This is a genomic window from Streptomyces sp. NPDC050743, from assembly GCF_044456925.1.
Taxonomy (GTDB): domain Bacteria; phylum Actinomycetota; class Actinomycetes; order Streptomycetales; family Streptomycetaceae; genus Streptomyces.
Map to the genome: position 1 here is coordinate 225584 of NZ_JBITGJ010000004.1, position 25949 is coordinate 251532.

The 25949-nt window shown below is 70.5% G+C and carries 26 protein-coding genes; 4 read left to right on the plus strand and 22 right to left on the minus strand.

Annotated features, from left to right (window positions below):
* Positions 1-6: 6 nt before the first annotated feature.
* The 8 genes from ACIBJF_RS06915 to ACIBJF_RS06950 form a co-directional block, all read right to left on the minus strand.
* The gene (locus ACIBJF_RS06915; RefSeq protein ID WP_073946774.1) at positions 7-462 is read right to left on the minus strand and encodes a hypothetical protein; all 456 of its coding nucleotides are present in this window, start codon (positions 460-462) and stop codon (positions 7-9) included.
* A gap of 83 nt (positions 463-545) precedes the next feature.
* Complete coding sequence (locus ACIBJF_RS06920; protein ID WP_399172642.1) at positions 546-2267, minus strand: relaxase/mobilization nuclease domain-containing protein; 1722 nt, start codon at positions 2265-2267, stop codon at positions 546-548.
* 59 nt (positions 2268-2326) lie between these two features.
* Positions 2327-2845 (minus strand): plasmid mobilization relaxosome protein MobC, encoded by a 519-nt coding sequence (mobC, locus tag ACIBJF_RS06925; RefSeq protein WP_234377038.1) that lies wholly within the window; start codon positions 2843-2845, stop codon positions 2327-2329.
* 435 nt (positions 2846-3280) lie between these two features.
* A complete protein-coding gene (locus tag ACIBJF_RS06930; protein ID WP_073946777.1) occupies positions 3281-3472 on the minus strand; it encodes a hypothetical protein in 192 nt (63 codons plus the stop codon).
* The gene (locus ACIBJF_RS06935) at positions 3469-5109 is read right to left on the minus strand and encodes a hypothetical protein (protein ID WP_399172644.1); all 1641 of its coding nucleotides are present in this window, start codon (positions 5107-5109) and stop codon (positions 3469-3471) included. Before ACIBJF_RS06935 ends, ACIBJF_RS06930 begins: the two co-directional genes overlap by 4 nt.
* Positions 5106-5750: a WhiB family transcriptional regulator gene (locus ACIBJF_RS06940; protein ID WP_399172646.1), complete on the minus strand. Its 645-nt coding sequence runs from the start codon at positions 5748-5750 to the stop codon at positions 5106-5108. The genes ACIBJF_RS06935 and ACIBJF_RS06940 overlap by 4 nt, the downstream gene beginning before the upstream one ends.
* A 155-nt stretch (positions 5751-5905) precedes the next feature.
* Positions 5906-6604: a hypothetical protein gene (locus tag ACIBJF_RS06945; RefSeq protein ID WP_399172647.1), complete on the minus strand. Its 699-nt coding sequence runs from the start codon at positions 6602-6604 to the stop codon at positions 5906-5908.
* 2 nt (positions 6605-6606) lie between these two features.
* The gene (locus ACIBJF_RS06950) at positions 6607-7494 is read right to left on the minus strand and encodes a helix-turn-helix domain-containing protein (protein ID WP_399172648.1); all 888 of its coding nucleotides are present in this window, start codon (positions 7492-7494) and stop codon (positions 6607-6609) included.
* A gap of 849 nt (positions 7495-8343) precedes the next feature.
* On the opposite strand from ACIBJF_RS06950, the gene ACIBJF_RS06955 reads away from it, so the two are divergent.
* The 4 genes from ACIBJF_RS06955 to ACIBJF_RS06970 are packed head-to-tail and all read left to right on the plus strand — an operon-like array spanning position 8344 to position 11997.
* The gene (locus tag ACIBJF_RS06955) at positions 8344-8814 is read left to right on the plus strand and encodes an XRE family transcriptional regulator (protein ID WP_229924139.1); all 471 of its coding nucleotides are present in this window, start codon (positions 8344-8346) and stop codon (positions 8812-8814) included.
* Positions 8815-8849: 35 nt separating this feature from the next.
* Positions 8850-9362: a hypothetical protein gene (locus ACIBJF_RS06960; protein WP_245765974.1), complete on the plus strand. Its 513-nt coding sequence runs from the start codon at positions 8850-8852 to the stop codon at positions 9360-9362.
* Positions 9359-10567 (plus strand): MAB_1171c family putative transporter, encoded by a 1209-nt coding sequence (locus ACIBJF_RS06965; RefSeq protein ID WP_145870842.1) that lies wholly within the window; start codon positions 9359-9361, stop codon positions 10565-10567. The genes ACIBJF_RS06960 and ACIBJF_RS06965 overlap by 4 nt, the downstream gene beginning before the upstream one ends.
* On the plus strand, positions 10564-11997 hold the full coding sequence (locus tag ACIBJF_RS06970; RefSeq protein WP_399172649.1) for an amidase family protein: 1434 nt from the start codon (positions 10564-10566) through the stop codon (positions 11995-11997). The genes ACIBJF_RS06965 and ACIBJF_RS06970 overlap by 4 nt, the downstream gene beginning before the upstream one ends.
* On the opposite strand, the gene ACIBJF_RS06975 is transcribed toward ACIBJF_RS06970, so the two are convergent.
* The 14 genes from ACIBJF_RS06975 to ACIBJF_RS07040 form a co-directional block, all read right to left on the minus strand.
* Positions 11990-12508: an AAA family ATPase gene (locus ACIBJF_RS06975; protein ID WP_399172651.1), complete on the minus strand. Its 519-nt coding sequence runs from the start codon at positions 12506-12508 to the stop codon at positions 11990-11992. The genes ACIBJF_RS06970 and ACIBJF_RS06975 overlap by 8 nt on opposite strands.
* Before the next feature lie 39 nt (positions 12509-12547).
* Entirely contained in the window at positions 12548-13183 is a 636-nt protein-coding gene (locus ACIBJF_RS06980) for a M15 family metallopeptidase (protein ID WP_399172755.1), read from the minus strand.
* Positions 13184-13258: 75 nt separating this feature from the next.
* Complete coding sequence (locus ACIBJF_RS06985; protein WP_399172652.1) at positions 13259-14458, minus strand: bifunctional class I SAM-dependent methyltransferase/NUDIX hydrolase; 1200 nt, start codon at positions 14456-14458, stop codon at positions 13259-13261.
* Positions 14459-14487: 29 nt separating this feature from the next.
* Positions 14488-15252 (minus strand): NUDIX domain-containing protein, encoded by a 765-nt coding sequence (locus tag ACIBJF_RS06990; RefSeq protein ID WP_399172653.1) that lies wholly within the window; start codon positions 15250-15252, stop codon positions 14488-14490.
* A gap of 195 nt (positions 15253-15447) precedes the next feature.
* Positions 15448-16503, minus strand: coding sequence for an NUDIX hydrolase (locus ACIBJF_RS06995; RefSeq protein WP_399172654.1), 1056 nt, complete (start codon positions 16501-16503; stop codon positions 15448-15450).
* A gap of 148 nt (positions 16504-16651) precedes the next feature.
* Positions 16652-16792, minus strand: a complete 141-nt coding sequence (locus ACIBJF_RS07000) for a hypothetical protein (RefSeq protein WP_399172655.1) — start codon at positions 16790-16792, stop codon at positions 16652-16654.
* 108 nt (positions 16793-16900) lie between these two features.
* Positions 16901-17515, minus strand: coding sequence for a GFA family protein (locus ACIBJF_RS07005; RefSeq protein ID WP_399172656.1), 615 nt, complete (start codon positions 17513-17515; stop codon positions 16901-16903).
* Between the two features lie 190 nt (positions 17516-17705).
* The gene (gene fxlM / locus ACIBJF_RS07010) at positions 17706-20030 is read right to left on the minus strand and encodes a methyltransferase, FxLD system (RefSeq protein ID WP_399172657.1); all 2325 of its coding nucleotides are present in this window, start codon (positions 20028-20030) and stop codon (positions 17706-17708) included.
* A 50-nt stretch (positions 20031-20080) separates the two neighbouring features.
* Positions 20081-21457, minus strand: coding sequence for a phosphotransferase (locus ACIBJF_RS07015; RefSeq protein WP_399172658.1), 1377 nt, complete (start codon positions 21455-21457; stop codon positions 20081-20083).
* Entirely contained in the window at positions 21454-22290 is an 837-nt protein-coding gene (locus ACIBJF_RS07020; RefSeq protein ID WP_399172659.1) for a class I SAM-dependent methyltransferase, read from the minus strand. The genes ACIBJF_RS07015 and ACIBJF_RS07020 overlap by 4 nt, the downstream gene beginning before the upstream one ends.
* The gene (locus tag ACIBJF_RS07025) at positions 22287-22820 is read right to left on the minus strand and encodes an HIT family protein (RefSeq protein ID WP_399172660.1); all 534 of its coding nucleotides are present in this window, start codon (positions 22818-22820) and stop codon (positions 22287-22289) included. Before ACIBJF_RS07025 ends, ACIBJF_RS07020 begins: the two co-directional genes overlap by 4 nt.
* Complete coding sequence (locus tag ACIBJF_RS07030; RefSeq protein ID WP_399172661.1) at positions 22817-24070, minus strand: methyltransferase; 1254 nt, start codon at positions 24068-24070, stop codon at positions 22817-22819. Before ACIBJF_RS07030 ends, ACIBJF_RS07025 begins: the two co-directional genes overlap by 4 nt.
* On the minus strand, positions 24067-24516 hold the full coding sequence (locus ACIBJF_RS07035; protein WP_399172662.1) for an NUDIX domain-containing protein: 450 nt from the start codon (positions 24514-24516) through the stop codon (positions 24067-24069). Before ACIBJF_RS07035 ends, ACIBJF_RS07030 begins: the two co-directional genes overlap by 4 nt.
* Positions 24513-25910: an MFS transporter gene (locus tag ACIBJF_RS07040; protein ID WP_399172663.1), complete on the minus strand. Its 1398-nt coding sequence runs from the start codon at positions 25908-25910 to the stop codon at positions 24513-24515. The genes ACIBJF_RS07035 and ACIBJF_RS07040 overlap by 4 nt, the downstream gene beginning before the upstream one ends.
* Positions 25911-25949 lie beyond the last annotated feature (39 nt).

A 25949-nucleotide genomic window follows, 5' to 3' on the forward strand; every position in this document is an offset into this window, starting at 1 on the left:
TGGAGGTCAGCGGTGGCCGAGGTGCCGCAGGCAGTCCTCGAACGTGGCGTGGATGGCATCTCCCGGGCCGGAGTGTCGGTTGAACCACGCGGTGTCGAGTCGGGTCTCGTGCTGCTCGTGGCCGGCCTGGCAGCGCAGCCAGACCTGGTCGTGGGTGGAGAGGATGAGCCACTCGCGGTAGGCGCCGCACTCGGCGCAGGCGACGACCTCGCCGTCCAGGACGACCGGCCACGGCCAGGGCATCACCCGGCCGTCGAGCTGGTCGTGGCTGGGGACGCGCAGCTCCGGCGGGAGGAAGTCGTCCACAACCGGCGCCGGCTCCGCGAGCTGATGCTCCTCCTGCATCTGCAGGACCGGCGGCACCTGGTCGGCCATCCGCAGCCACGCCTCGCACGCTTGGCGCTGCACCTCACTGAACTCTTCCTCTTCCGCGCGGCGGCGTCGTCGTATCCGGTGAAACACCCGGTGTCCTCCCTCGTCTCGTCCTGCACGCGTCATGATCGTGCGCGAAGTCCGCTGACCTGTTCAATTCACAAAGTCCACAGTCACGACCGGCCACGCCCAGGCCGGGCCTGTCCGGGGATGTGCTGCCCGGTGCGCTGTGCCGAGCGCTGTGCGGCGTGAGCGTCGGGCACCATGCCGGTGGTATCCGCAGGCAGGTCCGCTGCCCGGCGCAGCCGCCACACCAGGACGTCGCTGACGGACTCCGCCGTGTCCAGCTCCCGCCGACCCGCGGCGTCGGCGAGCAGGGCGGCCGGGTCGTGGCCGGCGGCTTCGGCGTCGGCGAGGGTGGCGGCGAGCGCGTACCAGCCGGGCTCGGCGAGGATCTGCTCGGCCAACTCCGGCAGCGCTGTGCGCAGCACCGTCGTCTGCCGCTGCCGCGGCGCCCGGCCCAGGCGCCGGCCTCGCTGGTAGAGGGCACCGAGGGGTTGGGCGGCGGCGGCCTGGTAGGCGGCGCGCAGATGTTCGGCGGCCTGGCGGGCGGCGGCGGCCTGCTGGGCGTGGTTCTTCTTCGCGTGCCAGTGGGCGGCGGCGGTGATGAGGAAGAACAGCATGTCGATCGCCATCGCGGTGGTCGCGCCGTCCTCGCCGCGGCCCAACGCCGGACCGCTATAGACGAGGTCACGGGCGGCCTGCCGCAGCGCTCGGTCGTGGCCACGCTCGGCGCGGACGTGGGAGCGGGAGGCCCGCTCGAACGCGAAGGCGGCGTCACGCAGTTCGCGCCTGGTGAGGGCCGCGGAGGTCTTCGCGAGCGCGTCCAGGACCTCGCCGGCAGCGGCAATGTACGCGGCGGCGATGGCGTCGTCGCCGTGCTCGATGACGAGCACCGCGTTCCACGCGGCCGAGGCCGTGCGTCGGCGGGCGGCGGCCGGGTCGCTCGGCGCCGCAGGGGCGGGCACGTCTGCCGGTGTGGCGTCCTGGTCGCGAGTGTCGGCGGACCAGCGCTCCCGGATACGGGGCAGGGACAGATCGGGGGCCAGGCGGGCGCCGGCGTAGAAGACCGGTTCGCCGTCCTTGTTGCGGTCGTCGGGCAGGGCGACCTTGTAGCCGAGCAGGTCGCCGGAGGGGGCGACGCGCTTACGGATGATCAGGCCGGCGGCGGCCAGCCGGTCGAAGAACTCGGTCTCGCTGCTGGCGCCGGCCACCGCGCGGCGCACGGTTTCGCGCAGTTCCTCCCGCGCGGTGCGCTCGCGGCCCTGACGTTCGGCTTTGTGGCGCTCGGCGCTGGTGGGGCGTTGGGCCGCGGTGCCGTCGCCCTTGTTGAGCCGGCGCAAGCCCAGCTCCGCTTCCAAGGCGCGGGCCTGGGCCTGGGCGCGAGCGGCGTCGTGGTCGAGGTCGGGCTTGTAGCCGTCCTCACGGACGAGCGTGGCGACGATGTGAATGTGGTCGTCGGCATGCCGGACGGCCACCCACCGGCAGCCCGCGCCCTGTTCGGGGTAGTCGATACCGGTGGCGGCGACCATCCGGCGGGCCACCTCGCCCCACTCCTCGTCGGTCAGGATCCGGTCCTCGGCACTGTTGCGGACGGACAGATGCCACACGTGCTTCTTCGGCCGGTCAGCCTGGTCGATGTTCTCGACGGGTTGGTCCAGGAGCTGCTGGAGCTGCTTGAGGGTGGCAGACGGGTCGCGGCCGGGGTCGGGAGCGTTGTGGTCCCACGAGGCGACCAGGTGCGGGTCGATGTGCTCCTCGTGCTTCCCGGGCCCGTAGAGGTAGTAGAGGAGACCGATGGTGCGCTGCCCGCGCTTTTGTATCCGGGGGATCATGCTGCTGTCCGAGGTCGTCGCTGGGAGTGGCGGGATGCGGGGCGGTAAGGGGAGCCAGCTCAGCGCTGCTCCAGCAGTCGGTCTGTGGCTGCTTGTACGCGGGTCACGGCGCGCTGGACCGCCGCGACGACCGCGTCGATTTCCGCTGGCTGGCCGCCGGAGTTGATGGCCCGGGCTATCTGGTTGAGGTTGTTGCCGACTTGTCCGAGGTGCCGGCGTGCGGCGAACAGCTCGGCGATCAGCTCGCGGTGGCCGGCGATGGCGGCGGCGGTGCTGTCGAGGTCGTGAGCGGCGGCGAGCCCGCTGCGGGCGAGGAAGCCTGGCAGGCTCGTACGGGTCGCGGTGGCGGCAGCGCAGAGCAGGGTCTTCTCGTCGCCGTTCAGGCGGACGCTGCAGACGTAATCACGCTTGTGCGAGGGCGGCTTGGGCGAGCGCTTGCGCGAGGTCTTCTTCGCGGCGCGCGGCTTGTGCAGTGAAGGCGTCTCCTCCGGCTGCGATCCGCCCTCGGTCGCTGTCTCACGGACCAGCACCCCCCGGTGCTGGTCCGCTCTCGCCACCCCCGGGGCGGGCTTGGCCAAGGCGCGCTTCCCCGACGGGGAAGAGTGTCTTGGCCGATAACTTGCTGGCCCCGAGACTGAGTTGGAGTTGGGAGCAGGTTCCGGGGCGGTGCCGGTCTGGGTGGGGTTCGTCATCAGGATTCGGGCCTCGTGGAGCGGGTGTGCTGTTGGATGCTCGCGGCCAGCGCGAGGACGTCGGCCGGTCCCGTAAGGACGCGGACGGATCCTTCTGAGTGGCCCTGGACGAGCCACTGGCCGGTAGGCGCGAGGACGGCGGCGTGCAGGAGTCTCCGGCGGACCAGGACGTCCGCCCAGGCGCTGGCCTCGACAACCGTGGCCTCGGATGAGCGAACAGGACGCGGAATCAAGGCGTGTCTCCTCAAGCGGGGCGGGTGGCCCGGCACGGAGCCGGGCCACCCTTTGCGATTAGGGGGCCTTGAGCGGGGTTTTGCCGGTTCAGCCGCACTCGGGGCAGCGACCGACGTGGCTGTTGAGCGCGCGGGCCATCCGCTGCTTCGTCGAGGCAGCCTGCTTCGCGCTGGACTTCGCCGCCGGCCTGCCCTCGTGCCGCTTTGAGTGGGCGAGCATGAAGCCGATCTCCCGCTCGTACTCCGCACGGACGGCGTCGAACTGGTGGCAGGTCTTCATCGGGCGGAGCTCCTTGTCGTCGTGGTGGCGTCACTCCGCAGTTCCTGGAGGACGAGGCTCAGCCGGTCGTTCCGGCCGCCCTTCAGGCCCTCACGGCGGAGAATCTCCCGCAGCTGGACCCGGGTGACGGACTCGTTGCCGTCCCGTTCGAGCAGGGCAGAGACGTGCGGACGGACCTGCTGGACGAGCTGGTCCACCGACTGCTCGAGCTCCCGCGGCGCGCGCTGCGTCTGCGGGCTGCGGGACCGGGCGCGCTTCCCCTTGGTCTTAGTCCGGGGCTTCGTGGCCGTCTTGCTCCGCAGAGGCACCGTGTGTCCCGGGTCCCCGGTGGGCTCGGTCCCCGTGTCGGTGTCGTTCGGTCCCCGGTCCCCGGTGGGCTCGGTCCCCGTGTCGGTGTCGTTCGGTCCCCGGTCCCCGGTGGGCTCGGTCCCCGACTCGGTGTCGTTCGGTCCTGGATGCGAATCAGGGCCTTGAGCAGCTACTTCTCGCGTAGTGCGGTCGGTCCCCACGCCTCCGGCGTCCCCCTGTGAGGCTTCCGGGTCGGTGGGACCGGTCCCCGGGACCCCACCTGTGGCTGGAACCTCGGTCCCCACCCTGGTCCCCGCGTTCTCGCCCCCGGTCCCCGCGCCATCCGACGCCTTAGAGTCCGCAATCTTGGGGACCGGTCCCCTCGGGGCGCTCGGTCCCCGGTCCCTGTACGACTCGTGGGGGCCGGGGGGATCGGCTGCGGGGACCGGCGCCGTCGAGGCCGGATGCGAGGGGACGGCGGCTGCCCTCACGGTGATGTGCGCCGGGGACCAGGGCGAGGGAAGCGGGACCGTGGCGAGCGCGAGTGCGTGCCGGCGCGCGGCGAGCTGGTCGAGCAGCTGTGCGCGCTGGCGGGCGTCGGTCCCGACCGAGGCCCTGCCGACCGCCTTCGACAGGCGCCGCGTCAGCCGCCGGCCGCGTCGGCTCTGCTGCTGCTCGGGTGTGCGTTCGGCGAGGCGGACGGCGAGGGCGACTGCGCGGGCGGTGGCCCGGTCCCGGGTGATCTGTGCGGCGTCGCGGTCGCGTGCGGCGATCCCGAGGCGGGACAGCAGCCGCTCGCGTGCTTCCCGCCCCAGGACGGCGATCAGTCCGTGGGAGGCGGCACCCGGGGTGCGCAGGCGCAGCTCGATCCCCATGGCGAGGTGCCACAGCATCGCCGCCATGACCGGCCCGACGAAGGCCCTTACCGTGCCGCCGATAGGACCGCTCTCGGCATAGGCGGGGATCACCTGCACTCCGGTGATCACCCAGACCAGCGTGCCCGGAAGGCCGGGGGCGCCCTCGGTGGCCAGGTTCTGCCGTGCCATTAGCGCCGTCGCGAAGAGCGCCAGCTCGGCTGCGGCGAACATGCCGGCCCGCTCGGCGGTGCCGGCCATGTCGAGGTAGTCGGCGGCGAACCGCCAGCTCGTGTCCGCGGAGTAGCAAGTACAGCCGAGGGCGGCAAGGGCAGCGACCTTGACCGCCGGACCGCTGAGACGTTTCTGCGGGCGTGTGCCCTGGCGCCGGATCGTCCAGGCGGTCAGCACCAGCACGACGGCGGCGGGCACCACGGCGGCGAGGAGGAGAGAGAGGTCCGGAGCGGCGCCGAGGGACAGGAAGGGGTGGGTCATGCGGCCTTTCCGAGAGAGGCGTGCGCCGGAGTCGACACTGCCGGGCGGGCTGCTGGCTGCTGTATGCCGGGTGCTGAGGCGGGCGGGGGGCCGCCTGCTGCTGGGGCGGTCTTCTTCCGCTTCTTCTTGGGCCGCGGCACGCCGTAGGTGCGGTCGCGGTCGAACACCTTGTTGGCCGCCTGCCGCAGCAGGTCGCGAGCGTGCTTGTGGCTGATCTGAAGGGCGGTGGCGAGCCGGTCGGGCCGCCAGCCGCGTACGTAGGCGTGGTCGATGACGACCCGCCGCTCGGCCTCGGTCAGATGCACGTCGCGTCCCAGGAAAAAGGAGGTTACGCGTCGGTAGTCGAGGCGCTGGTGCAGTCCGTCGTGCCATGGACGCCGCTCGGCCTCGGTGAGGCCGCCCCAGATGCCCTCCTTGAGGACGTTCTCCAGGGCGAAGTTGAGGCAGTCGCTGCGTACCGGGCACCAGCCGCACAGCTCCTTCGCCTCGGCGATGGCTTCGTGGTCCCGCGGGAGCGGGAAGAAGACGGCGTCAGCGTCCTCGACGTCCATGCCGTGGCACGCTCCCTGGGTGTGCCAGTTGGTGTCTCCGATACTGCGCAGGCCGGTGGCCGGCGCGTCGTGGGTGGTGATGTGACGCAAGGGTGGTCTCCGATGTGCTGCCGCGTCGGCCGGCTGGGGCGGTGCTGGGCGCGGCGTCGGGTGGCCGCAGCGCGAGGGCGTGCGCCGCAGCCGGGGCGGGACGGTGATAGGGGGTAGCGGTGCATCGGGCGGGATGCACGCGCCCGATGCGCCGGTCAGGCCACGGCGGGCTCCTGGGCCTGCCGGGCGGCGGCGAGGTCGACGCGGCCGGGGTGCGGGGTGGCGCGCGGGGCGGTCGTGCGTACCCCGTCGTCGGGACCGATCCGGCGGCGACGACACGGCTCACCGGGCTGGGCCAGGCACCACTCGCACTTGACGCTCAGGGCGTCGGGCAGCCCCTGAGCGACGGCGGCCTCGCGGGCTGCGCGAGCGGGCCGATAGGGGGCGAGGGCTGCGCGGGCGGCGGGCGGTATGCAGGAGCCGATCTGCCGCAGCCTCGCCTCCAACCTTGGGTCGATGCGGTCGCGACCGCTGGTGATGGCTCTGGCCTGGGCGGGCTGCGCGGTGCCGGCGGCGACGGCGCGGCGGGTGCCGACCAGCTCGGCGGTCCAGGCGGCCTGGTCGTCCGGGTCGGCGGACGGCGTGGGATCGGAGTGCCGGGCCAGGCGGTCGCGACGGTAGCTCTCCCAGGGGCGGGCGACGTCCGCGGGCAGGATCTGGTACGGCGAGACTCTGATGTGCTGGCGGGCGGCGACGCGGGCGTCCCAGCCGTGCGGAGTGGCCATCGGCACGTCGCCAAGCAGCTCGTGCCACTGTGCGAGCTGGTCGCGTGCCTCGCCCTGGTCGGTGCGGATGGTGCGGGGGTCGAGTCGGCCGATGTAGGCCAGCAGGGCGGCGATTTCACGGCGGTCCACGACTACTGCTCCGTTCCGGTCGGCTCGTTCAGGGCGGCGAGGAGGGCAGCGGTGTGGGCCTCTGCCCGCGTCATGCCGCCGGGCTGGCCGGGACCCGTGCCGGGCACGGCGTAGAGGTTCGGGCGGCCAGGGGGGTGCTCCCGGGCGACCCAGGAACGCCAGTCGGCAGCCCACGCAGCCGCCGGCCTCGGCTTGAAGCCGGAGCGGTGGGCACGCCACTTCGCGTCGGCCGCCTGCAGGCCCTGCTCGCCCAGACGGTCGAGGTGCCCCTGCTCGCGGGCCCAGGTGTGGGTGGCTGGGTCGACCTGCCACTCGGCAGCCGAGAGGACGGCAGCACCACCACTGCTGTACCTCCGGTTCAAATCCGGTTCACAACGGTTCTGTGTGCCGGTTTCCGGTACATCGCTGTGCCGGTTCCCGGCACGTCGAGGTGCCGGTTTCCGTCCGGACCTGCCGGATTCCGGTACTGCCGGTTTCCGGGCCCTCGCAGGGGATTCCGGCACCTCACGCGGGCGGATGTTGTAGCGCCGCAGGGCCGAGATCCGGAGCGCCGGGGTGGCTTCGGTCCCCTCCGCCGGCGTCTGGTCGGGGTCCTTGTCGTCCACGGTCTCCGCCAGGACCTTGGCGGCGAGGGGGAGGCGGTAGACGGTGCTGCGCTGCGGGCCGGTGAGGTCTTCGAGCTGCTCCAGCTCACCGGCGTCGACCAGACGGTCGATGGCTTCGCGGACCGTGGAGACGGAGGCGCGGGTGCGCTTGGCCAGGCTCGACAGCGAGGCCCAGGAGACGCACTGCTCGTCGCCCACCCGGTCGGCGATCGACAGCAGGACCAGACGCGCCGTCCCCCGGCTGCAACTGTGCTCCCACACCCAGTCGCGGGCTTCGCTGCTCATCGGCAGCTCCCGACGAGCGGGCGGGTCCCGCAGCTCGGCGGGGCCATGAACGTGCGGTCCGGCTCGGGGCGCTGAGGCGCCGAGGCGGAGATGGCTGCCGCGCAGGCCAGGCGAAAGGGCCTTTTGCGCAGGGCAGGAGACATGCGATACTCCCCTTTGCAGTGTTGCCACGCTGACGCGCCCCTTGGAAGGACTCAGCGTGGTGATGGTGGGCAATCTCCGCCCTTGCCGGGGCGGGTATGCCGCTTAGCGTTCGGCGTCCGTGAGTTACCGCTCCCGGGCGCCGTCGCTGTTTGTGGACCTTCGCGGTCCGGTCCGTCCTCGTGCTCTCCTCATGTCCGTCGCTGCGGGCGGGCTGCCCGGGGACGACGAACATACGCACGGACCCGTATCAAGATCCAGACTTGGTTCTTAAACTCTGTACTGGTTGCAGAGAGTCATCGGATGATCGTGTGCCGCAAGTGTCCGTACGGCGCGACCTGGGGCGCACCCCCGCGTCGAAGCGCACCGATGCCGCGGTTGCCTCGAACGCCGAGAGCGTGTCACTGTGTCCGAATTGGAATGGGTGTCTGTTATTCCCTGCAGTGGAAATGCGAGGCGGATGGGGTGTTTCCACTGCCGCCTCCGCGCTTTCCGGTCGAAGATAAAATCCTGCGTGCCAGACGTGACCTATGTCGCTGGCTGAATGTGGCTTGTGCCACTCACCCGGCATACTCCTGCCGGTAGAAACGGACAGGCCGACCTGAAACAGGTGGTACGCGTCACACGGAAACGTGCTGGTGAGGAAGAACTTTCCATACAGTGGATCAGCTCGTCAACTCACGTTTATCGCGGGGTAGGGTGCTTGAAGTGACGACGAAGTCCACCCAGGAAAGGATCATGAAAGACTCGACCGAAGGCCAGGTGAGCCCCAAGGGGCTCATGGACCGCCTAAACCGCCTGTTCGACACAGTGCACCCGCCCGACCGCGGCCCCTTCAGCAACGCCGAGGTGGCCGAACTCATGGAGAAGCGCGGGCTGGGCAAACTGTCGGCCCAGTACCTCTGGCTCCTGCGGACCGGGCAGCGCGATAACCCGACGAAGCGTCACCTCGAAGCGCTAGCAGGGTTTTTCGGCGTGGACCCCGCGTACTGGTTCGACGACGCCGTCGCCGAAAAGACCGTGCAGGAACTTGAGTTGCTCGCACTGCTTCGCGACACGAAGATCAAAAACGTGCTCCTTCGCCTGTCCGACGTTTCCGCAGACGGAAAGGATGCCGTCCTGGGAATCGTCGAGAGCGTACGAAAATCCGAGGGGTTGCCGCCCTCAACTGGCTCGTAAAACGGCCGCGTTCAGTAAGTGATCAAGGAAAAGCAATGTGGTCCGCACGTAGGCTGCGCCGGCCTGACCTCTTGGCCGAGCTGCAGCTCCCGCACGTCACCAATATCCGCGACCTCAGCGACGAGGTCTCACGCCGCACGGGACGGAAGGTGGTCCTGGAGGCCCGTGAGCAGGCGCCCTCCGTGTGCGGGGCATGCGCCGTCACGGAGAGTGCCTTCCACGTGTACTACGACCCGCGGACCAGCTCCCTGCACCAGGACCACATCATCGCCCACGAGTTCAGCCACCTTCTGCTCGGCCACCACAAGAACCGCCCGGCGTCCGCGCTCTCCTCAACGATCTTCACCAGCGTGGGCTCGGCCACCGTCGAGATGATGCTGGGCCGTACCAAGTACGACGAGGACGAGGAGCGGGACACCGAACTTCTCGCCTCGTTGATCCAGCGCCGGATCATCGACCGGTGGCTGCGCAGCGACGAGTCCTCCGGAGACGAAGTGCAGGACCGCGTCACGCACACGCTGCTGCGCCGACGGGAGGCCCGGCCGTGAAGGACCTGCTCCACCCGATCAGCCTCGTCGTCGCCACGCTCGGCTTCCTCTGCTTGCTGCGGGACGTGCCGACCCGCCGCCGAGACCCCGCTTTCACCGCGCTGGCCGCCGTCTTCCTGCTGTCAGGGCTGTCGTTCCTGTTCTCCATCACACTGATGTGGCAGTACCTCGACCATGTCCTGGGCGTGGTGAACCTCTCCGTACCCCTGGCGATGGGGTGCGTGGTCGCGCTGCTCGCCTGCCAGCAGATCGTCCTCACCTACTGGGGATCACCCCCCGAAGTTGCCCGCAGGAGGGCACGGGAGTGGCTAGCCGCAGGCTTCACTGTGATCGCAGGGCTGCTGGTGCTGTTCGCCCTGCTGACGCCGAACGCGCCGCGACCGATCAACTTCACGCTGTACTACGCGCATGATGGCTGGTACGCCGCATATCTCACCCTGTACGTCACGGCCTACACCATCGGTGAACTGTCCCTCGCCCGTGCTTGCTGGCGCCTGGCCCACCGCAGCACACGCGGGTCCGTCCGTATCGGCCTGCGCATCGTCGCCCTCGGCGCGACCGTCACTCTCGGATACAGCGCCGTGCGCATCGGGAACGTGATCGCCGGTGCCTTCAACGCGTCGCTCGCAGAGTGGGAGGGCTTCGCGTGGACCTGCGGCGATGTCGGCGCCATGCTCACGCTCATCGGCTGGCTAGTGCCCACCATCAACGATCAGGCTCAGAGCCTCCAGTACCGGATCAAGCAATACCGCAGCTACTACGGCCTACGCCCCCTGTGGCTGGCGTTCTACAGCGAGGCGCCCGAGATCGCACTGCCGATCGACCGAGTCGACCCGGCCCAGAGGCGCCGCTTCCGCAGCATCTCGATCCGGCTCTACCGCCGAGCAGTCGAGATCCGAGACGGACGGTTCGTGATCCGTCAGTACCTTGATGCCGCAGTCCGCGAAGCCAGCGAAGCCCGCCACCGGGCCCGAGGGCTTCACGGAGAAGAGCTGTCCGCGGCCGTCACCGCCGACCAGATCCTCGCCGGAATCGCCGCCCGGGCCGCCGGTACCCGCCCGGAGACCGACCAGCTCACCGAGTTCGCCGACTCCGAACGCCAGACCAGCAGGCCCATGGACGACATCGACGCTCTGCTCGACGTCGCGCGCCACCTGCCCCGCCAGCCCGCACGAGCCCCCCACCTTGAGCAGGTCTCCGCATGACGACCGACCTCACCCACCAGCCCGCCCACGTCCAGCTCCAGGCCCTGGATCGCCGCGAGATCTCCAGCCGCGAACTGCTCGACCTCCACCTGGCGCAGATCGACGCCAGCCAGATCAACGCCGTCGTCACCCGCGACGACAGCGCTGCCCGAGCCGTCGCACACGCGGCCGACGAACGCCGCGCCCGCAACGAGAGCACCGGCATCCTCGATGGCCTTCCCCTCACGATCAAGGACAGCTTCGAGACGGCCGGCCTGCGCACCACCAGCGGTGCCGAAGACCTCGCCGATCACGTTCCTGCACACGATGCCGACGCCGTCGCCCGGCTCCGCCACCAAGGCGCCGTCATCATGGGCAAGACCAATACCCCGGCGTACTGCCAAGACCTGCACACCGACAACGTCCTGTTCGGCCCCACGCTTAACCCGCATGACCCCAAGCGCACTACCGGCGGCTCCTCCGGCGGCCCCGCCGCAGCAGTCGCCGCCCGTCTGACCCCCGCCGACCTCGGCAGCGACCTCGCCGGCTCCCTGCGGCTCCCCGCCCACTACTGCGGTGTCTACGGCCTGCGCCCCACGCAGGGACTAATCCCAGCCCGCGGCCACGTCCCTCGCCCGCCGGGGTGGATCACCAGCAGCGACATGGTCACCCCCGGCCCCCTGGCCCGCCACCCCCGAGACCTCGACCTGCTCCTCGCCGCACTGACGACACCGTCACCCGACGAGAACAACCCCTGGAGCGTCACGCTGCCCACGGCGCAACGCCCGATCGGCCAGCTCCGCGTGGCAGTGTGGGCCGACGACGCGAGCTGCCGAGTCGACCGCAACACCGCCGATGCTCTCGCCACCGTCGAACGGACGCTGACCTCCGCCGGCGCGAGTATCCGCCACACCGCGGGGCCGGTCGGCTTCGCTGACTCGCTGCGCCTCTTCGAGCAGCTCCTCTACGCCACCACGACGGCAGCCACCGACGACGACGCTAGCGCCGCCGAACTCGCCGCTGCCCGTGACCTGCACACGGAGGATGCGAGCCCTCGAGCCGCCTTCCTCCGCCACCGAACGCAGACACACCGTGTCTGGCTCCGCGCCAACGAGGAGCGCCTCCGGCTCCGGCAGACGTGGCACCGGTTCTTCGCCGACGCCCAGCACGACGTCCTCATTACGCCCGCCGCTCCTACTGCGGCGATCCCAGCCGGGAGCCGCTCTCTCATGGTCGACGGCGTCGAACGGAGCTTCTTCGACCAGACCGGCTGGGTCAACCTGACCAGCCACGTCGGTCTGCCCAGCCTGATCATGCCTGCTGGGCGTAGCGCCGATGGCCTCCCGATCGGTGTGCAGCTGGTAGGACCGGCCTATTCGGAGCGGTCCTTGCTCGTGATGGCCGAGCACCTGGCGCCTCTGCTCGGCGGGACGGCCGCGGGCGTCATCTGATCATGGAGCGGATGACCTCTGCGTCGCCGTTGTAGGTGATGACGGCACCTTCATCGTCGGTAGGCGGTTCGAACCGAGCGAAGAAGTCGTCCAGGGCTTCGGGAGTCACGTTCAAGGCATTGGCGTCCTTGCGCTGGTTGCGCGCGGCGAGGCGCCGCAGGAGCTTCTCCCTGGAGGCCGGCAGGTAGACGAGCAGCGGGAGTCCGCCGGCGGCCCGGACTGTCTTCTTCCATTCCTCGCGATCGGAACGACGCCACAGGCCGTGGTCGAGGACGACGGCACGGCCCGCGCGAAGGTGCTCCGTGAGCTGCGCACGTACGGTCTCGACCGCAGGAGCCTCGCGCTCGAAATACCTGTGCTCGGGGTAGTCGACCCCATACCGGCCGTGGAGGCGGTGGATCTCCTCGTCAACGCTGAGGCGAACAAGGCCCATCGCGGCGAGGGCCTGTGCAAGGTGCGTCTTGCCGGAGCCGGTGATCCCGATGAGCAGGACGGCGGTCGGCTTGCTCACGATGTCGCGCTCCTTCGCGGTACTGCTGGTAGCTGCTGCTTACGTGCGGTCGCATGGTCCGTAGACGGCGGCTGCCTGGCCGGTGTGGAGGGCCCAGTATCGGTCTCCGTAGCTGAAATGCCACCACTCCGTTGGATAGTTCACAAAACCGGCGGCTGACATGACGCGGCAGAGCGTGTCGCGATGGGCCCGGGCGGCGCCGCTGATCGAGTTCGCGTGGGTGTAACAGGCGCCGTCGCTTTCCTCTGGGGAGGCGTTCATCCTCGTCCCCATGTCCACCTCCTGGCCGTCCGGGGCGGCGAGGGTCAGGTCGACGGCCGCACCGGCGCTGTGCGGCGCGATGTCCGGTGGGGAGACGTAGCCGCTTGCGGCCTCGTGGACGCGGCTGTCGCTCCAGTCGGGGTTTTCGCGACGCAGCTCGGTCGCGTACTCCTCGAAATACGCCCGCTGGAGCGCCGGAGGCCGGTACCCCTCGACGACGAGCAGGCGGAACTCAGTGGGAAGCAGTCGTTGGGCGTGTTCCAGGCGCTCGATGAGCCCGTGCCGCAGGTGCGCGAAGTGGCCGTCGGAGTCCTGCCTGCGTTGATCGACGAGGAACAGGTCGGACGCCCGTATGTCGATGAGTTCCTCGCCGCAGTCCTGAACAGGGATGGCGGCGACCCGAGCGTCGGACATCAGCACGATCTTCAACTACGTCTCCTTCGACAGTAAACGACCAGCGGCGCGACAGGTGTACGTCGGTGTCGGCGGTCAGGCCAGGCCGTCGCCCGACATGGCCGCTGGTCCGGGTGCGAAACGCGTGGAGTGCGCTGGTGAGTGGTCGATGGCCAGGTCGGGTCGCCATGCGGTGAGGATCTGGGCGCTGCACACGAACAGGCCGTCGGGCAGCTGATCGAGCGGGTGCCAAGCCCAGTCGCCGACGCTCTCGTCCGGCTGCGTGGTCGGCTGCCCCTGCCAGGCGTGGACGAGCGCGCCGACGGTGACCCGCAGGACACTTCCGACGTGGTCGACGAGCGTGCCCAGCAGCTGGACGTCGCCGGTCCGAGCGATCAGACCGGTTTCCTCGCCGAGTTCTCGGATCACCGCGTCCTCGAAGGATTCCCCGGCCTCCACGCTCCCACCGGGCAGTTCGAGGGTGCCGCGTCGGTGCCGGCCCAACAGAATGCCTTGTTCGCTCAGCAGGATCGCTCCGACGCCGACGGCTGCGTGGGCTGCCGGCGCTCGGGTGCTGCGGGGCCGGCTGGAGACTCGCGCCGGCCGGTCGGGAAGGCGCCGGGCGCGGATGAGCTGCTGGACAACCGTGGCGCCCTCGTCGGGGTGAGGCAGCAGGTCGATGGCCTCGACGCGGAAGCCGTACTCGGTGAGCAGGTCCTCCCACAGCTGCGGTGACAGGACCCACATCTGCGTCGGCAGGGGCGGATCGTCGCGCAGCAGGATCATCTGCTCGCGCGGCGCCACCTCCGTGGACGGGCCGCAGCCGTGCAAGTCGGTGTGGAGGAGCGAGAGGATCAGAGGGGCACCGGGGCGCAGTCCGTCGCGCAGCGCGGGCAGGGAGCGGTGCGGATCGATGAACCCGAGCGTCCCGATCGCGTATGCGGCGTCGAAGGGCGCGGTGCCGGCCAGGTACTCGGCCACGTCTCCTTGGACGAACTCCACGCCCTCCACGTTCGTGTGGACGGAGACGGCGCGTTCGTGCTGGGTCGGGGACAGCTCGATTCCGGTGACGCGGGCTCCGTGCGCTTGGGTGAGATGGACGGCGTGGTGGCCAGCTCCCGAACCAATATCCAGGACGCGGCGGCCGGTGACGTCACCGAGGACCTCTGCTCCCGGTCCGACCCCTTCCCAAGGCGTCCAGGTGAGCTGGTCGGGGACGGGCGGGGTGTAGGCATGAGCCAGTTGTCGCTGGCCATACACATGCCAGGCCCGTGTGTTGGTGTCCTCGGCGGCCACGATTGCCTCCTGGGTGGGTGCGCTGGGGATCAGGCGTGCGTAGTGAGGTAGGTGGGGCCTTCGCCACGACGGGCCTGTTCGATGGCGTCGAGGCGGGCGAAGGCGCGCGGCGCCATCAAGCCCTGCCAGGTGGCGAGGTCGTGCACGGCCCACATGTCATGCTCGGCGGGATCGAGTCGGATCCGACCGAGCTGCTCTGCGGTGAGCCGGCCTCCGTCGAAGATGAGCCCTACCTTGTTCAGCGGCAGGCGGGGCCCGGCGTGCAGGAAGTGCGTCAGGAGAAGCTTCGGCGTATCCAGGCCCAGTTCGAGGCCGGTCTCTTCGAGTGCTTCGCGGCGGGCGGTTTGCAGCGGGTCCTCTCCTTGGGCGTCCAGGTTGCCGCCCGGGAACTGCCAGAGGCGCGAGCCGTAGACCGAGCGCAGTTGAACCGGCCGGTCGTGTTCGTCGCGGATGTACAGGCAGCCGTACACCGTATGGTGGGGGACGGTGTGCGCGTACTGCGCGGGCGTCATCGGCATCGGTCGGCCTGGCCGTGCAGGGCGGTGGTCGAATGCGAAGGCGAGGACGCCGAGGCCCTCCTTGGCTGGCGGGTAGATGCTGCGCAGGTTGGCGAGCAGTTCTCCGGGCGGCCCGCTCGGGTCGATGCGCGCAGGGTCCTCTGAACTGAGCAGATCCTCGAAGGAGGGGTACGGGGCGATCCGCTGCACGATGACGTCGAGCTCCCGGCCGGTGTCGCGGTCGTGGAAGACGACCGTGTCGCCGACGGCAACGGCGCGCTTCTGCGGGGTGGCCACCCTCACTTCGATCGTCTTGCGCCCTGCCTCTACTTGACGGTAGTACCGCGGGAGCAGGTGCATGTGGTGCTCCCGCGGTCCACCTCCTGTCGCCGGGCTCGGGACAGATGAGATCGCCTGTTGGGTGTCGTCAGGCACGCGTGCCTCCGATCGATGGTCTGGCTGGTCCAGAGTTGAGAAGGGCGGTCGTTCGTGTCAGCTCAGCCGCATCCCCTCCGCAGGGACTTCGTCGATTGCGGTGGGGCGAGCGGTGGGCAGGCCCCAGCGCTCTCGGGCTGTCTCAGCAGCGAGTCGGGCTTGCCGCGCTCCTGGCGGGCCCCATCCCAGAAGGGCGGCTGCCTGGGCGGGGGTGGCGAGCAGGCGTGCGAAGGGGTGGCCGGTGGCGGGGTCGACTGTCGCCGGCCCGATGTCGGTGACCCGGGCGGCTAGGCGGAGCCGGGCGTTGGGGCCCACTCCGCCGTAGACCTCGCCGGTCTCGTCCAGCACCCAGCCCAGTCGCACCGGGTCGGTCAGGGTGAGCTGGGCTTCCTCGGCGGCTTCGCGGTGGAGGGTGTGCTCGGGTGTCGTGTCGGTCCCTTCCACGGTGCCGCCTGGCAGCATGGGCAGGGCGCCCCTGGGGCTTGGGTCGGCGACGAGGACGACCCGGCCGTCGGGCACGAAGCACCACGCCCAGGCTTGCTGCACGGGGAGCCGTTCAGGGACAGGGTCACGATTGAGGGGGCTGTCCCACAAGGGCCGGTAGCGGACGTGGACGTCATGGCGGTCCAGGGGTGGGATGTCGAGGATGTGTCGGCCGTCGGCGAGGTGGGCGGTGGGGGTGTTCCCGAGGCGGGCACGGTAGGCGGCGAGCATGATCTGCCCGTCCACGGGGCGCAGCCGCTGCATCGCGTCCCGCGTTTCGAGGAAGGCGTACTCGGATAGTTCCTCGCGCGGCAGGCGGATCGCCTTCGCTTGGTCAGGGGTGAGGGTTCCGCCGTCGAAGACGTAGCGGATCTCTCCGGGACATGGGATGCCGCGCCGGATGGCGGCGTGGTGCGACGAGAGGGAGTGGACGACGAGCACGCTCGCCAGGGGCACGTTCGGCAGGCCCAGTTCTTCGGTGATCTCGCGTCGGCAGGCGTCGTGCGGGTGTTCGCCGGGTTCAACGACTCCTCCAGGCAGCAGCCACCGGTCGTCCTCGTGGTAGGTGGGGTGTACCAGCAGGACGCGGCCGACCTGGTCGGTGACGATCGCGGCGGCGCCGAGCCACACCGCGTGCCGGGAGGATACGGCGTACTGCGCTGCCGAGAGGGCAGCCCGCGGTGCAACGCGATCAGAAGGGGATGCGGAGGAGGCCAAGTGGCTCTGCCTTTCAGGGCGGTGGTCGGGCGTGTGGATGGCGCGGACGAGGGAGCCGGGATCAGGCGGCGCCGCCGCTCATCCGTCGCTGCAGCTCCCACAAGGACTGGAACGGCGGCGGTTCCCGGGTGAGTTGGGCGTGGGTGCTTTCCTGGACGATCCGTCCTGCGTCCAGGACGACGATCCGGTTGCTGACGGCCACGTTGATGAGTCGCGTTGGCGTCAGGAGTGTGGACCGTGCTGCCGATCGGCATCCGCCAGCGGACGACCGGCACGCCTGGGCCCGGCTTCGGCAGCCCGGCGACGGACATCAGCCGCCCGGCGTGCGGGCTAGTGATGAACCGCACGGTAGCGTGGCCGCGGACGGGGGCGGTTCTGGGGCGAGAGTGATCTTCATCCACGGAACGGCGTTCTCTCGGAAGGAATGCCCGACCGGCTCGATACCGCGTTGGTGGGGGAGGTCGAGACTGAAGCCGGTCACCATGACCATGTCTGTGGAGTCAGCGACGGAGATCAGGTGGGTGCCGCAGCGGGGGCAGAACCCGCGGCGAAGGTCTGGCCATGTCGAGTACCAGGTTGGTTCACCGCCGGGGCCTGTCCAGGCCAGCCCGTTCTTGTGGAAGCCGACCCAGAGTACGGCTGGACCGCCGGAGATCCGGGTTTCATGAGGACATGAGCACAGATGGGGATCATCCGGGAGGCCGCTTACCTCGTATGCGATGTCACCGCACTGGCATCGGCCGGTTCGGATCTCTGGGGCCAGGAGGGTGACAGCCTGTTCGGTGGCTTCGGATCCGTCGGCTTGCTGGCTCTCGGACACCAGGCGGGATGGTGTGTGCACCAGCACCGGGTCACCGGAAGGACTGCGTGTGGTGTTGCAGATTTCGCGCTCGGTTTGTTCGGAGGGGCGGGTCGTCTCGGCCATGGATCTCCTCGAGGAAACGGGATGCGGACGGCAGGGTCGTGGAGGCTTCTAGCAGGTGCAGGGATCGATGAGGGGTGGGACTCGACGCCCGTGAGCCGGGGTTCCGTCGGGCTCACGTATGCCGGACATAGCAGGCCGGCCCGGTCCGGCGCGCTTCAGCGCCAGCCCCACGTCTTTCGTCCGGCCGGGTCTACGGTGAAGGCACACGGCCCGGCCACTGGAACACGAGGCGGCTGTGGGGCTTGTCCAGGACATCCCCGGCGGGTAGCTGGCCGTCGGGGATGCTAGCCGGGTGAACGGTCAGGACAGGGTCGTTTTGCTTGCCGTCGTTCGTGCGTACGTCGCGGTCCCAGGCTCTCACCTTGGCCGCCAGCTGCTCGGCGAGCTGCGGGCCGTGCTGTCCGAAGGCATGGACGACCCACTCCCACTCCTTTTCGGCAGGGCTGTCAGCGCGCTGGGTCTGGACGTGGATGAGGTAGGCCAGTGAGGCGTCGCCGAGGAGCGCCGGCGCATCGCCGTCCTTCGCGATCTGGGTGACGCCGGTGCCTTTGTCCCGGTGGGCGGACAGACGGACGAAGCCTGGCAATGTGGTGGCCGCGTAGAGCTGCAGCGAGCCGAAGTAGAAGCCGGCCCCCATGGTGACCCCGGTGGCGACCTGGTGGCGCGGCTCGCGCAGGGCCTCTTCCAATCCCTTCGTCGAGGCGGGGGTGCCGTCTTCGAATCGGAGCCTCAGCTCGCCGTCGAGGAGGTCCACGGCCGGGATAGGGCGGGCGTGTTCGCCCTGGGCGCGGAGGAATCCACAGTGCGTGAACTTTCGCGCGTGCAGTACCTCGCCGCGTCGCTCGAACGCGATCGCCCTGGTGTATCCGTGGATTTCGAGGGGCAGGACTAGGCGCCCGCCCTCAGCGACCTGCTCCCGCCAGGCTGGGGAGATGTCCCAGGAGTTGTAGGTGATCACGCCTGCGTCGAAGCCGCCGCGCGGTACGAGGTGTGAGGGGGCGCCGAGTGCCGCATCGCCCTGGAACGCGGTGACACGGCCGCTGCCGGCCTCTGTGGTCAACCGCCGGGTGCGGTGCACGACGTAGGGGTCGATGTCGCCGGTAACCACCCTGCCCGTGGGGCCGGCCACGTGGGCGATGAGCTCGGCGTTGTAGCCGCCGGATCCCGCCTCGAACACGATCGCTCCCGGCTTCAGGCACAGGCTTTGGAGCATGTCGGCCTGGAGCCAGGCCGCGGACACCGAACTGGTCGCTTTCCCTGTCTCGTCGCGGCGGGTGATGACGGCTCGGTCGCCGCCGTCGTACGCGGTCTTCGGGTCTTTCTCGGGGACGAAGCGGTGTCGGGGCACAGTGCGCAGCGCCTGCTGTACCGGTTCGGAAGGCGCCCAGCCGCCGTCGATGACCGTGTTCGTCATCTGCTGGCGCAGCCGGACAGCTTCGGCCGGTTCGCCGGGCACGGGCGGTTGGTCGATTGCGAGCGGATAGGAGTGGACCGGTGCAAGGCCGGGGATAACCCCGGGCCAGGTCGCGTCCAGGGCCTGCGCGGCTGGAGCGAACAGGGGACCGAGGCAGGCCAGGGCGTGAAGGTCATGCCACTCCCACCGGTCGAACAACTGCCGTTCTCGGTTGGCGAGGGTGCCGGACCATGCGGTGATACGGACGACCGCGGTGAGCCGCGGCACGCCGTGGCTGTCGTCGGCCAGCATCGTGACCACGTGCGCGTCCGAGGCCGAGGCGGTCAGGCCCGTCTCCTCGGCCAGTTCCCGAACCGCCGCCGCTTCGAAGGACTCCGCACCACTGGTCTTCCCGCCGGGAAGTTCCCACATGCCCCGGCGCGAGCGGCCGAGCAGGACCCGGCCGGCCTCGTCGGTGACGACCGCAAGGGCGCCTGTCACAGCCAGACCGGTGGGCGGTCGCTGCCGCTCCACCGCCCGGGTGCTTGTGTGGCACGGGCCGCGCAGGACCAGGACGGCGAGCTGGTCCGCCTCCAGCCGCTCGACGGTCTCCCAGCCTTCGGTGAGCAGGCGGACCTCGTCCTCGTCGAGGGCGATGTCCCGTCGTTCGGCCGGGGTGTGCTCGACCATGGGGGTGATGACCACAAGCGTGCCGCCGGGCCGCAGTCGTTCACCGAGCCCGTGCAGGACGCGGCTGCGATCGCGCAGGAAGGGGTACATCAGCCGCATGGTGACCAGGTCGTAGCCGTCCTCGTGCAGCTCTGCCGGGTCGTCGCGCTCGATGTCCAGGCAGATCCAGTGCACCCGCTCGACGCCGGCATGTTCGTCCCGGGCCCGGGCGAGAGCGCTGTCGGCGAAGTCGACGGCGTCCACCGTGTAGCCGAGGGAGGAAAGGTAGGCGGCCAGGCTGCCGGTGCCGCAGCCCACGTCGAGCGCGCGTCCGCCGCCGTCGGGAACGGGAGCGTGCTCGGCGAGCAGGGCCCGCTCGCGCTCACCGAGTTCCCGGAACCCCTTGCCGTCGGCATAGTGCTGCTGCCACTGGTCGCGGACGACGTACGCCACGGTCGTGCTCCTCAACTGTGCTTCTGCTGGTGGGTGGTGTGGTGTGCTGGTCAACGAGGGCTCGCTGCGCGGAGTCGGGCCAGGGTGCGGCGGCCTCGCTCGACGAGTTCCGGATCGCCGTGGGCGGCGCCGTACTGGATGCCGGAGACGGCATCCAGTAGCGACAGGACGACCAGGTGCTCTTCCTCGGCGGGGGTCAGGGGGCGGCCGTAGCCGGTCATGAGGGCCTCGTGCAGGTCCGGCCGGCCGTGCCAGGCGTCGGACAGGCGGACGAAGTCCCTGACGGCCGGACCGCCTTCGCTTCTTTCGAAGTCGATCACGTACAAGGTGCCCGTCGACTCCCAGCGAAGGTTCCGCCGCTGGAAGTCACCGTGCGTGGGAACCCTCTCCAGGGCCGGCAGACCTGCGGCCCCCTTTGCGGTGGCGCGGATGAACGCCTCGTCCCCGGGCTCCAAGTAGGCGCGTGCGCCGTCGAGGTGCCGTTCCAGCTTCTCGAGCGGCAGGGAGTCGGGGAGGTGCGGCAGCGCCGGGAGGCTGCGGTGGATGGTGGCCGCGAGCTGCCCGATGCGGTGGAAGATCCGTCGCTCCTGGTCGGGCGGGTGGACGGCGCCGTGCAGGGAGCGGCCTGGCACCGCGGTGATGACGATGGCCCGCAGTGATTCGTCGGCGGCCACCAGACAGGGTGCCATCGGGCCCAGACGGGGAACCCAGCTGCGGTATGCGGCCAGCTCGCGCTGGTGGAAGCGGTCGTTCTGGTGGATCTTGACGAACCACACCCCATCTTCGGCATCGCGTGCCCGCCACACCTGGCTGCCCTTGCGTGCCCAGGAGACGTCCGTCCAGCCGGTGATCCTGCCGACCGCCCGCTCGACGAAGTCTCGCACCGCGTCCTCGGGGACCGTGCTGCCTGGACCGGCGTCGGGCACGAGGCGCAGCCGGTCGACGGCCGGGTCGTAGGTGATGGGATCTCCGGGCTCCTGGAAGTGCAGGGCGATCCGGCCTCCGGCCTGGTAGGCGTCCAGCCCGGCCCAGCAGTAGGCCACCATGGGCTGCGGCAGTGCGTCGAGCGGGAACCAGCCCATGGCGTCGCACCGGTCCGGCTCCATGACGCGGGGGCTGCCGCGCCAGTGCCGGACTTCGAAGAAGAACCCGACGCGTGCGCCCCCGCCGTGGGAGCGGTGGTGCACGGTGACGGCCGCGCGGACATCAGCGGGGTCGACGATGACGCCGGTCTCCTCGCTGGTCTCCCGCACGAGCGCGGTGACGACATCCTCTCCGGGGTCGAGGTGACCAGACGGGAGATGCCACAATCCTGTCGCGTAGACGTCGCCGGCCCGCCGGGACAGGAGCACTTCGCGGCCGGCCGCGGTATCGCGGACCGCGACGAGGTGCACGTCCAGCGGCTCGGTGTGCCGCCCCCCTCTCACCGGTCACCGCCGGGGCGGCGCGCGAGCAGCACGGTGAACACGGCGTCCTCAATAAGCCCTTCAGCACGGGCGTGTTCCTCCAGCAGCAAGTGGGCCTCCTGCTCGAACCGTGCGTGCTGATCGCCGAAGAGCGCCGGGCGGGCGAAGCTCGTGCTGCGCAGATAACCGACCACAGCTGCGGGTGTCCACGTGCGGCGGACCGGGAACCGGTGCTCGCTGACGTCGCTGAACGCGGACTCGGCGAGGTCGTCCTCGTAGCGGCGCCCCGGCTCGGTGTACGCCCCAGCGGTGCCGGCCCGCCGCTCGGGGCCGAGGTAGGACTGGATGAGCCGCTGCAGATCCGCCGTCCACTGCGCTTGGTAGGTCCACAGGCTGCCATCCCCCATGATCGCCACGCTGGCCCCGGGAGAGGTGACGCGGTCGGCCATTGTGAGGACCGCGGGCCGGGGCATCCAGTGAAACGCCCGCGCGCAGGTGACCAGGTCCGCTCGGTAGCCGTCGAACGGCGGCGTGAAGTCCTCGGCGCGCACGCAGTGGAAGCCAACGGGACTGTCACCCAGGAGCGGGGCAAGGACTTCAGTGGCCTCGCGGAGCATCCCTGAGTCCGGATCCACCAGGTCCAGGCGGGCGACATTCGTGACAGCGGGAAGCAGCGCAGCTGCCACCTGCCCGGTGCCGCAGCCGAGATCGAGCAGGACAGGCCGGGCGACACCCGTCACTGTGCCGGCGAGCAGGCGGACCGCTTCGGACGGGATGCCCGGCCGGTATCGGGCGTAGTCGGCCGCCGCCGAGGCGAACAGGCCCCCGGGCTCTTCTCCCGGGCGGCCTCTCATGCGTGCTCCAGCAGCGCACGCAGTGAGGCGGCGTCCGCCTGGAGCTGAGCCTCGTCCTGGCGGTCTTTATCGAGGGCCGCCCATGGAAGCGGCGCGCCTGGCGCCGGGTCGGCATCGTCGGCGTACCGGGGAACGATGTGGGTGTGGAGGTGGGGCACCACGTTGCCGAGGGTGGAGTAGTTCATCTTCACCGGCTGGTAGAACGCCGTCAGGGCCTTGCCGAGCGTGAGGGTGTCGGCCCAGTACGCGGCGGCATGGGTGTCCGAGAGGTCGGTGGGCTCGGCGACGTGCGGTGCGCCGCGGTGAATGAGTACGCAATAGCCCCGCACCTGGCCCGAGCGCCACAGGTAGGCGTTGGCCACTTCGCCCCGGTGGAGCAGGATGCCCCAGCCGATGTCGTCGGCGGTGAAGTCGGTGCCGCACATGGGGCAGCCCTGGCCGTCGCGGTGGCGCAGGAATTCCTCGGACCACCCGGCCGGCCGACGGGGGCCGTCGGCGGGCCGAGCAAGGGGTTTGGGTTGCTGGGTCATGGACAACTCCCGAGCGATGGAGAGGTCTGGTGGGGGACGGTGGCGAGCGGGGGCAGCGTCCAGGTGAGGGCCATCCGGCCGGGACCGGAGGTGACGCGTTGCGGGCCACCGCCGTCCGGAACATCGACCCGGTACGTGTCCGGGCGGCCTGCTCGCTCCCAAGCGTCATGGAGGTCTTCGAGTTCGGCCCACACATCACGCGGCCCGTGCACGCGGACCGTGCCGTCGCCGGGACCGGCCACCGCCGAGGAGTCCTCGTCCGGGGCGACGACGGTCATCGTGTCGGCCTGGAAATCCCTGACCAAGCCCGGTGCCAGGTACGCGGCGGCGATCCAGAAGCCGTAGGCGTCATTGTCGGGCGGCGCGAGCCGGGTCGGGCGGGGCCGGCCGGGGTCTGCTTTGAACTGCGGCCGGTGGTTCACGGCGGTGAGCCACTCGTAACCGAGCAAGGGCCGGTGGCCGCGTGGCCTGCCCGTCAGCACCACCTGAAGCCTGCCCTTCGGCGTGCGGGTGGCGCGGATCTGGCCGGGCCAGCTGGGCGTTCTGGTCACGAGCGTGGTCAGCAGCGTGCCGCCGGGGGCGAGCTGCTCCACCCAGGCCAGCGGGATGCACGGCACGCCGATGCCGGAATGGATCCGGTCATACGGTGCCCCGGCGGCGTGTCCGCCGAGCGCGTCACCTTCGACGACCACCGCCCCCAGCCCGAGCCGGTCCAGGTTCCGCTGGGCGAACACTCTCATGTGCGGAGCGCGTTCGACACCGGTGGTGAGGCCGGGACCCGTGACGGCAGCGGCGAGCGCGAGAGAGATCCCCGGACCCGAACCCAGGTCCAGGAACCGCTGCCCGCGCTCCAGATCGAGGCACTGCAGCACCTCGACGGTGGCGGGGGCGTAGGTGCTCATGGAGGTCATGTGGCCGCCGGTCACCGGGCCCCGGACGAGGGCATCCAGCGGCTCGCCGTCGCGCTGGAGCAGGACGGAGTCGCCGCTGTGGACGAGGTCGAGCCACTCCGCCTGGTCGTCGGGATGCGAGCCGTCGAGGAGCCGCCAGTCGATCGGGTCCGCGCCTGGGCCGCTGACCCGGACGTACGCGTGGGGGAGAAGCACTTCCCGCCGCACACGCAGGAGGGCATCGCGCAGCCGCGGGTCGGTCAGCACGCCGTCGGCGACGAGGCGGTCGACCATCGCGGTACGCGCGGCAGCGGCGACGGCGAGCAGGTCAGCGGACATGGGCTCGCGTGAGTGGCTCACTTCTGCCGCCTCCAGCCGATTTCGGTATACGGCCGGCCTGCGCGGATCCCCTCGATGGCCGCTCGGGTGTACGGGACGATCGGCTCCGGCAGGCTGTCGGTGGGCCACCAGGCCCACCGGAGGCACTTGTCCTTCTCCAGCACGCGGGGCTCGCCCTGCCATCGGCTGGCCTGGAAGAAGAGCCCAATGCGAGGGATGGCGTCCTCGTGGTCGAGGAGGTGCACGGTATGCACGAGGGTGAGGTCTTCCTCGGCGACGACCAGCTCCGCCTCCTCCATCGCCTCCCGTACCACGCAGGTCCGGACCGGTTCTCGTTCCACGTGCCCGGCCAGCGCGTGCCAGTGGCCACCCGCGAATGCCGAGTTCGGGTGTCGCTGCCCGAGCAGAACCATGCCGTCCCGCTCCAGGTACAGGTGGCCGCCGATCACGTTCAGTTCCGCGCTCACGCCGTACCACCTCCGCCCACCGCGGGATTGCGCTGTCCCTCGTTGGCGGGGGTGGCGCTGGGTGAAGGGGATGGGGAGGGGACGGGTGGTCGCACGAGTGGATCTCCTGGACGGGAGGGGACAGGCTGGTCTCGGTCTTTGGGCATCTGGCGGAGGCCGCGTAGTGGGGAGCGGTAGAGGACCACGAGGGGGACGAGGAGCAGGCAGGTGCCGACGATCAGGGTGGGCCGTACGCCGATCCGCGTCCCGAGGCCGCCCGCGACCAGGGCGGCCACCGGCCGGGCGCCTGAGGTGAGCCAGGTACTCACGGCCTGCATGCGGGCCTGCATGTCCTCGGCGGTGACGATCTGACGAATGGAGCGCTGGGTGGTTCCCGCCGCCGCGGCGCAGGCCAGCTGGACAAACAGGGCGGCGGCGATGCCGATCTGCCAGGCCAGGTCTGGGGAGGCGAGCAACAGAGGGATCTGGGTGAGCGGGGTGAGCGCGAGCGCGACGAGCATCATCGGCCCGGGCCCGTACCGTCGCGCGAGCGCCGGGGCGGCAAGCGCACCTGCCGCCGCGCCGAGGGCTCCCAGCCCCAGGACCACGCCGAAGGCGGTCGGGCTCATCGAAAGGGACGTGAGCAGGTACAGGGCCCACAGGGTGTTGAGGAGTGCCAGGGCGGCCGAGGTGGTCGCGTTGACCAGGGTCAGGGTGCGCAGCCGGTGGTCACGGCGTACGTACCGCAGGCCCTCTCCGATCTCGGCGTGCAGACGCCGGCTTCCTGCTCGCGTCGGGGTGGTCTCGCGTGTCTGGATGCGGGCGGTGCACCAGGCGCTGACAAGGAAGGAACCGACGTCACCGAGCACTGCCCGGGCCGGTCCGAGGAGCGCGGTCAGGGCGGCGCCGAGGTTGCTGCCGGCGGTGGCGGCGACGGCGAACAGGGCGCCGATACGGCTGTTGCTCCGTTGGATCAGGGACCGGTCGACCAGGCTGGGCAGGAGACTGATCGCGGCGGCGTCGTGCAGCACGCCCGCCGCGCCCTGCACCGCAGCGGCCACCATGAGCTGCCCCAGAGACAGCCTGCCCAGCGCCGCCGCCACCGGCACGCTGGCCAGCGCGGCGGCGCTGACCAGATCCCCGGTGATCATCTGCTTCCGCTTGGAGTGCCGGTCGGCCAGCGCACCGGCGTGCAACGCCAGGAGCGCGGGCGGAAGTTGGCCCATGAACGTGATCCAGGCAACCTGGGCAGGGCCGGCATCCAATTCGAGCACGGCCAGCACGGGCAGGGCCATCGAGCTGATCGAGCTGCCGGCCACGCTGGCAGCCTGACCGGTCAAGTACCGGCGGAAGTCCCGGTGTTGCCACAGAGACCTCCGCCCGGTCGGCGACACCGGGTCACACGGGGAGGACATGACGTACCCCCTCGGCTTCCCTCGGGCGCACGCCTGGCG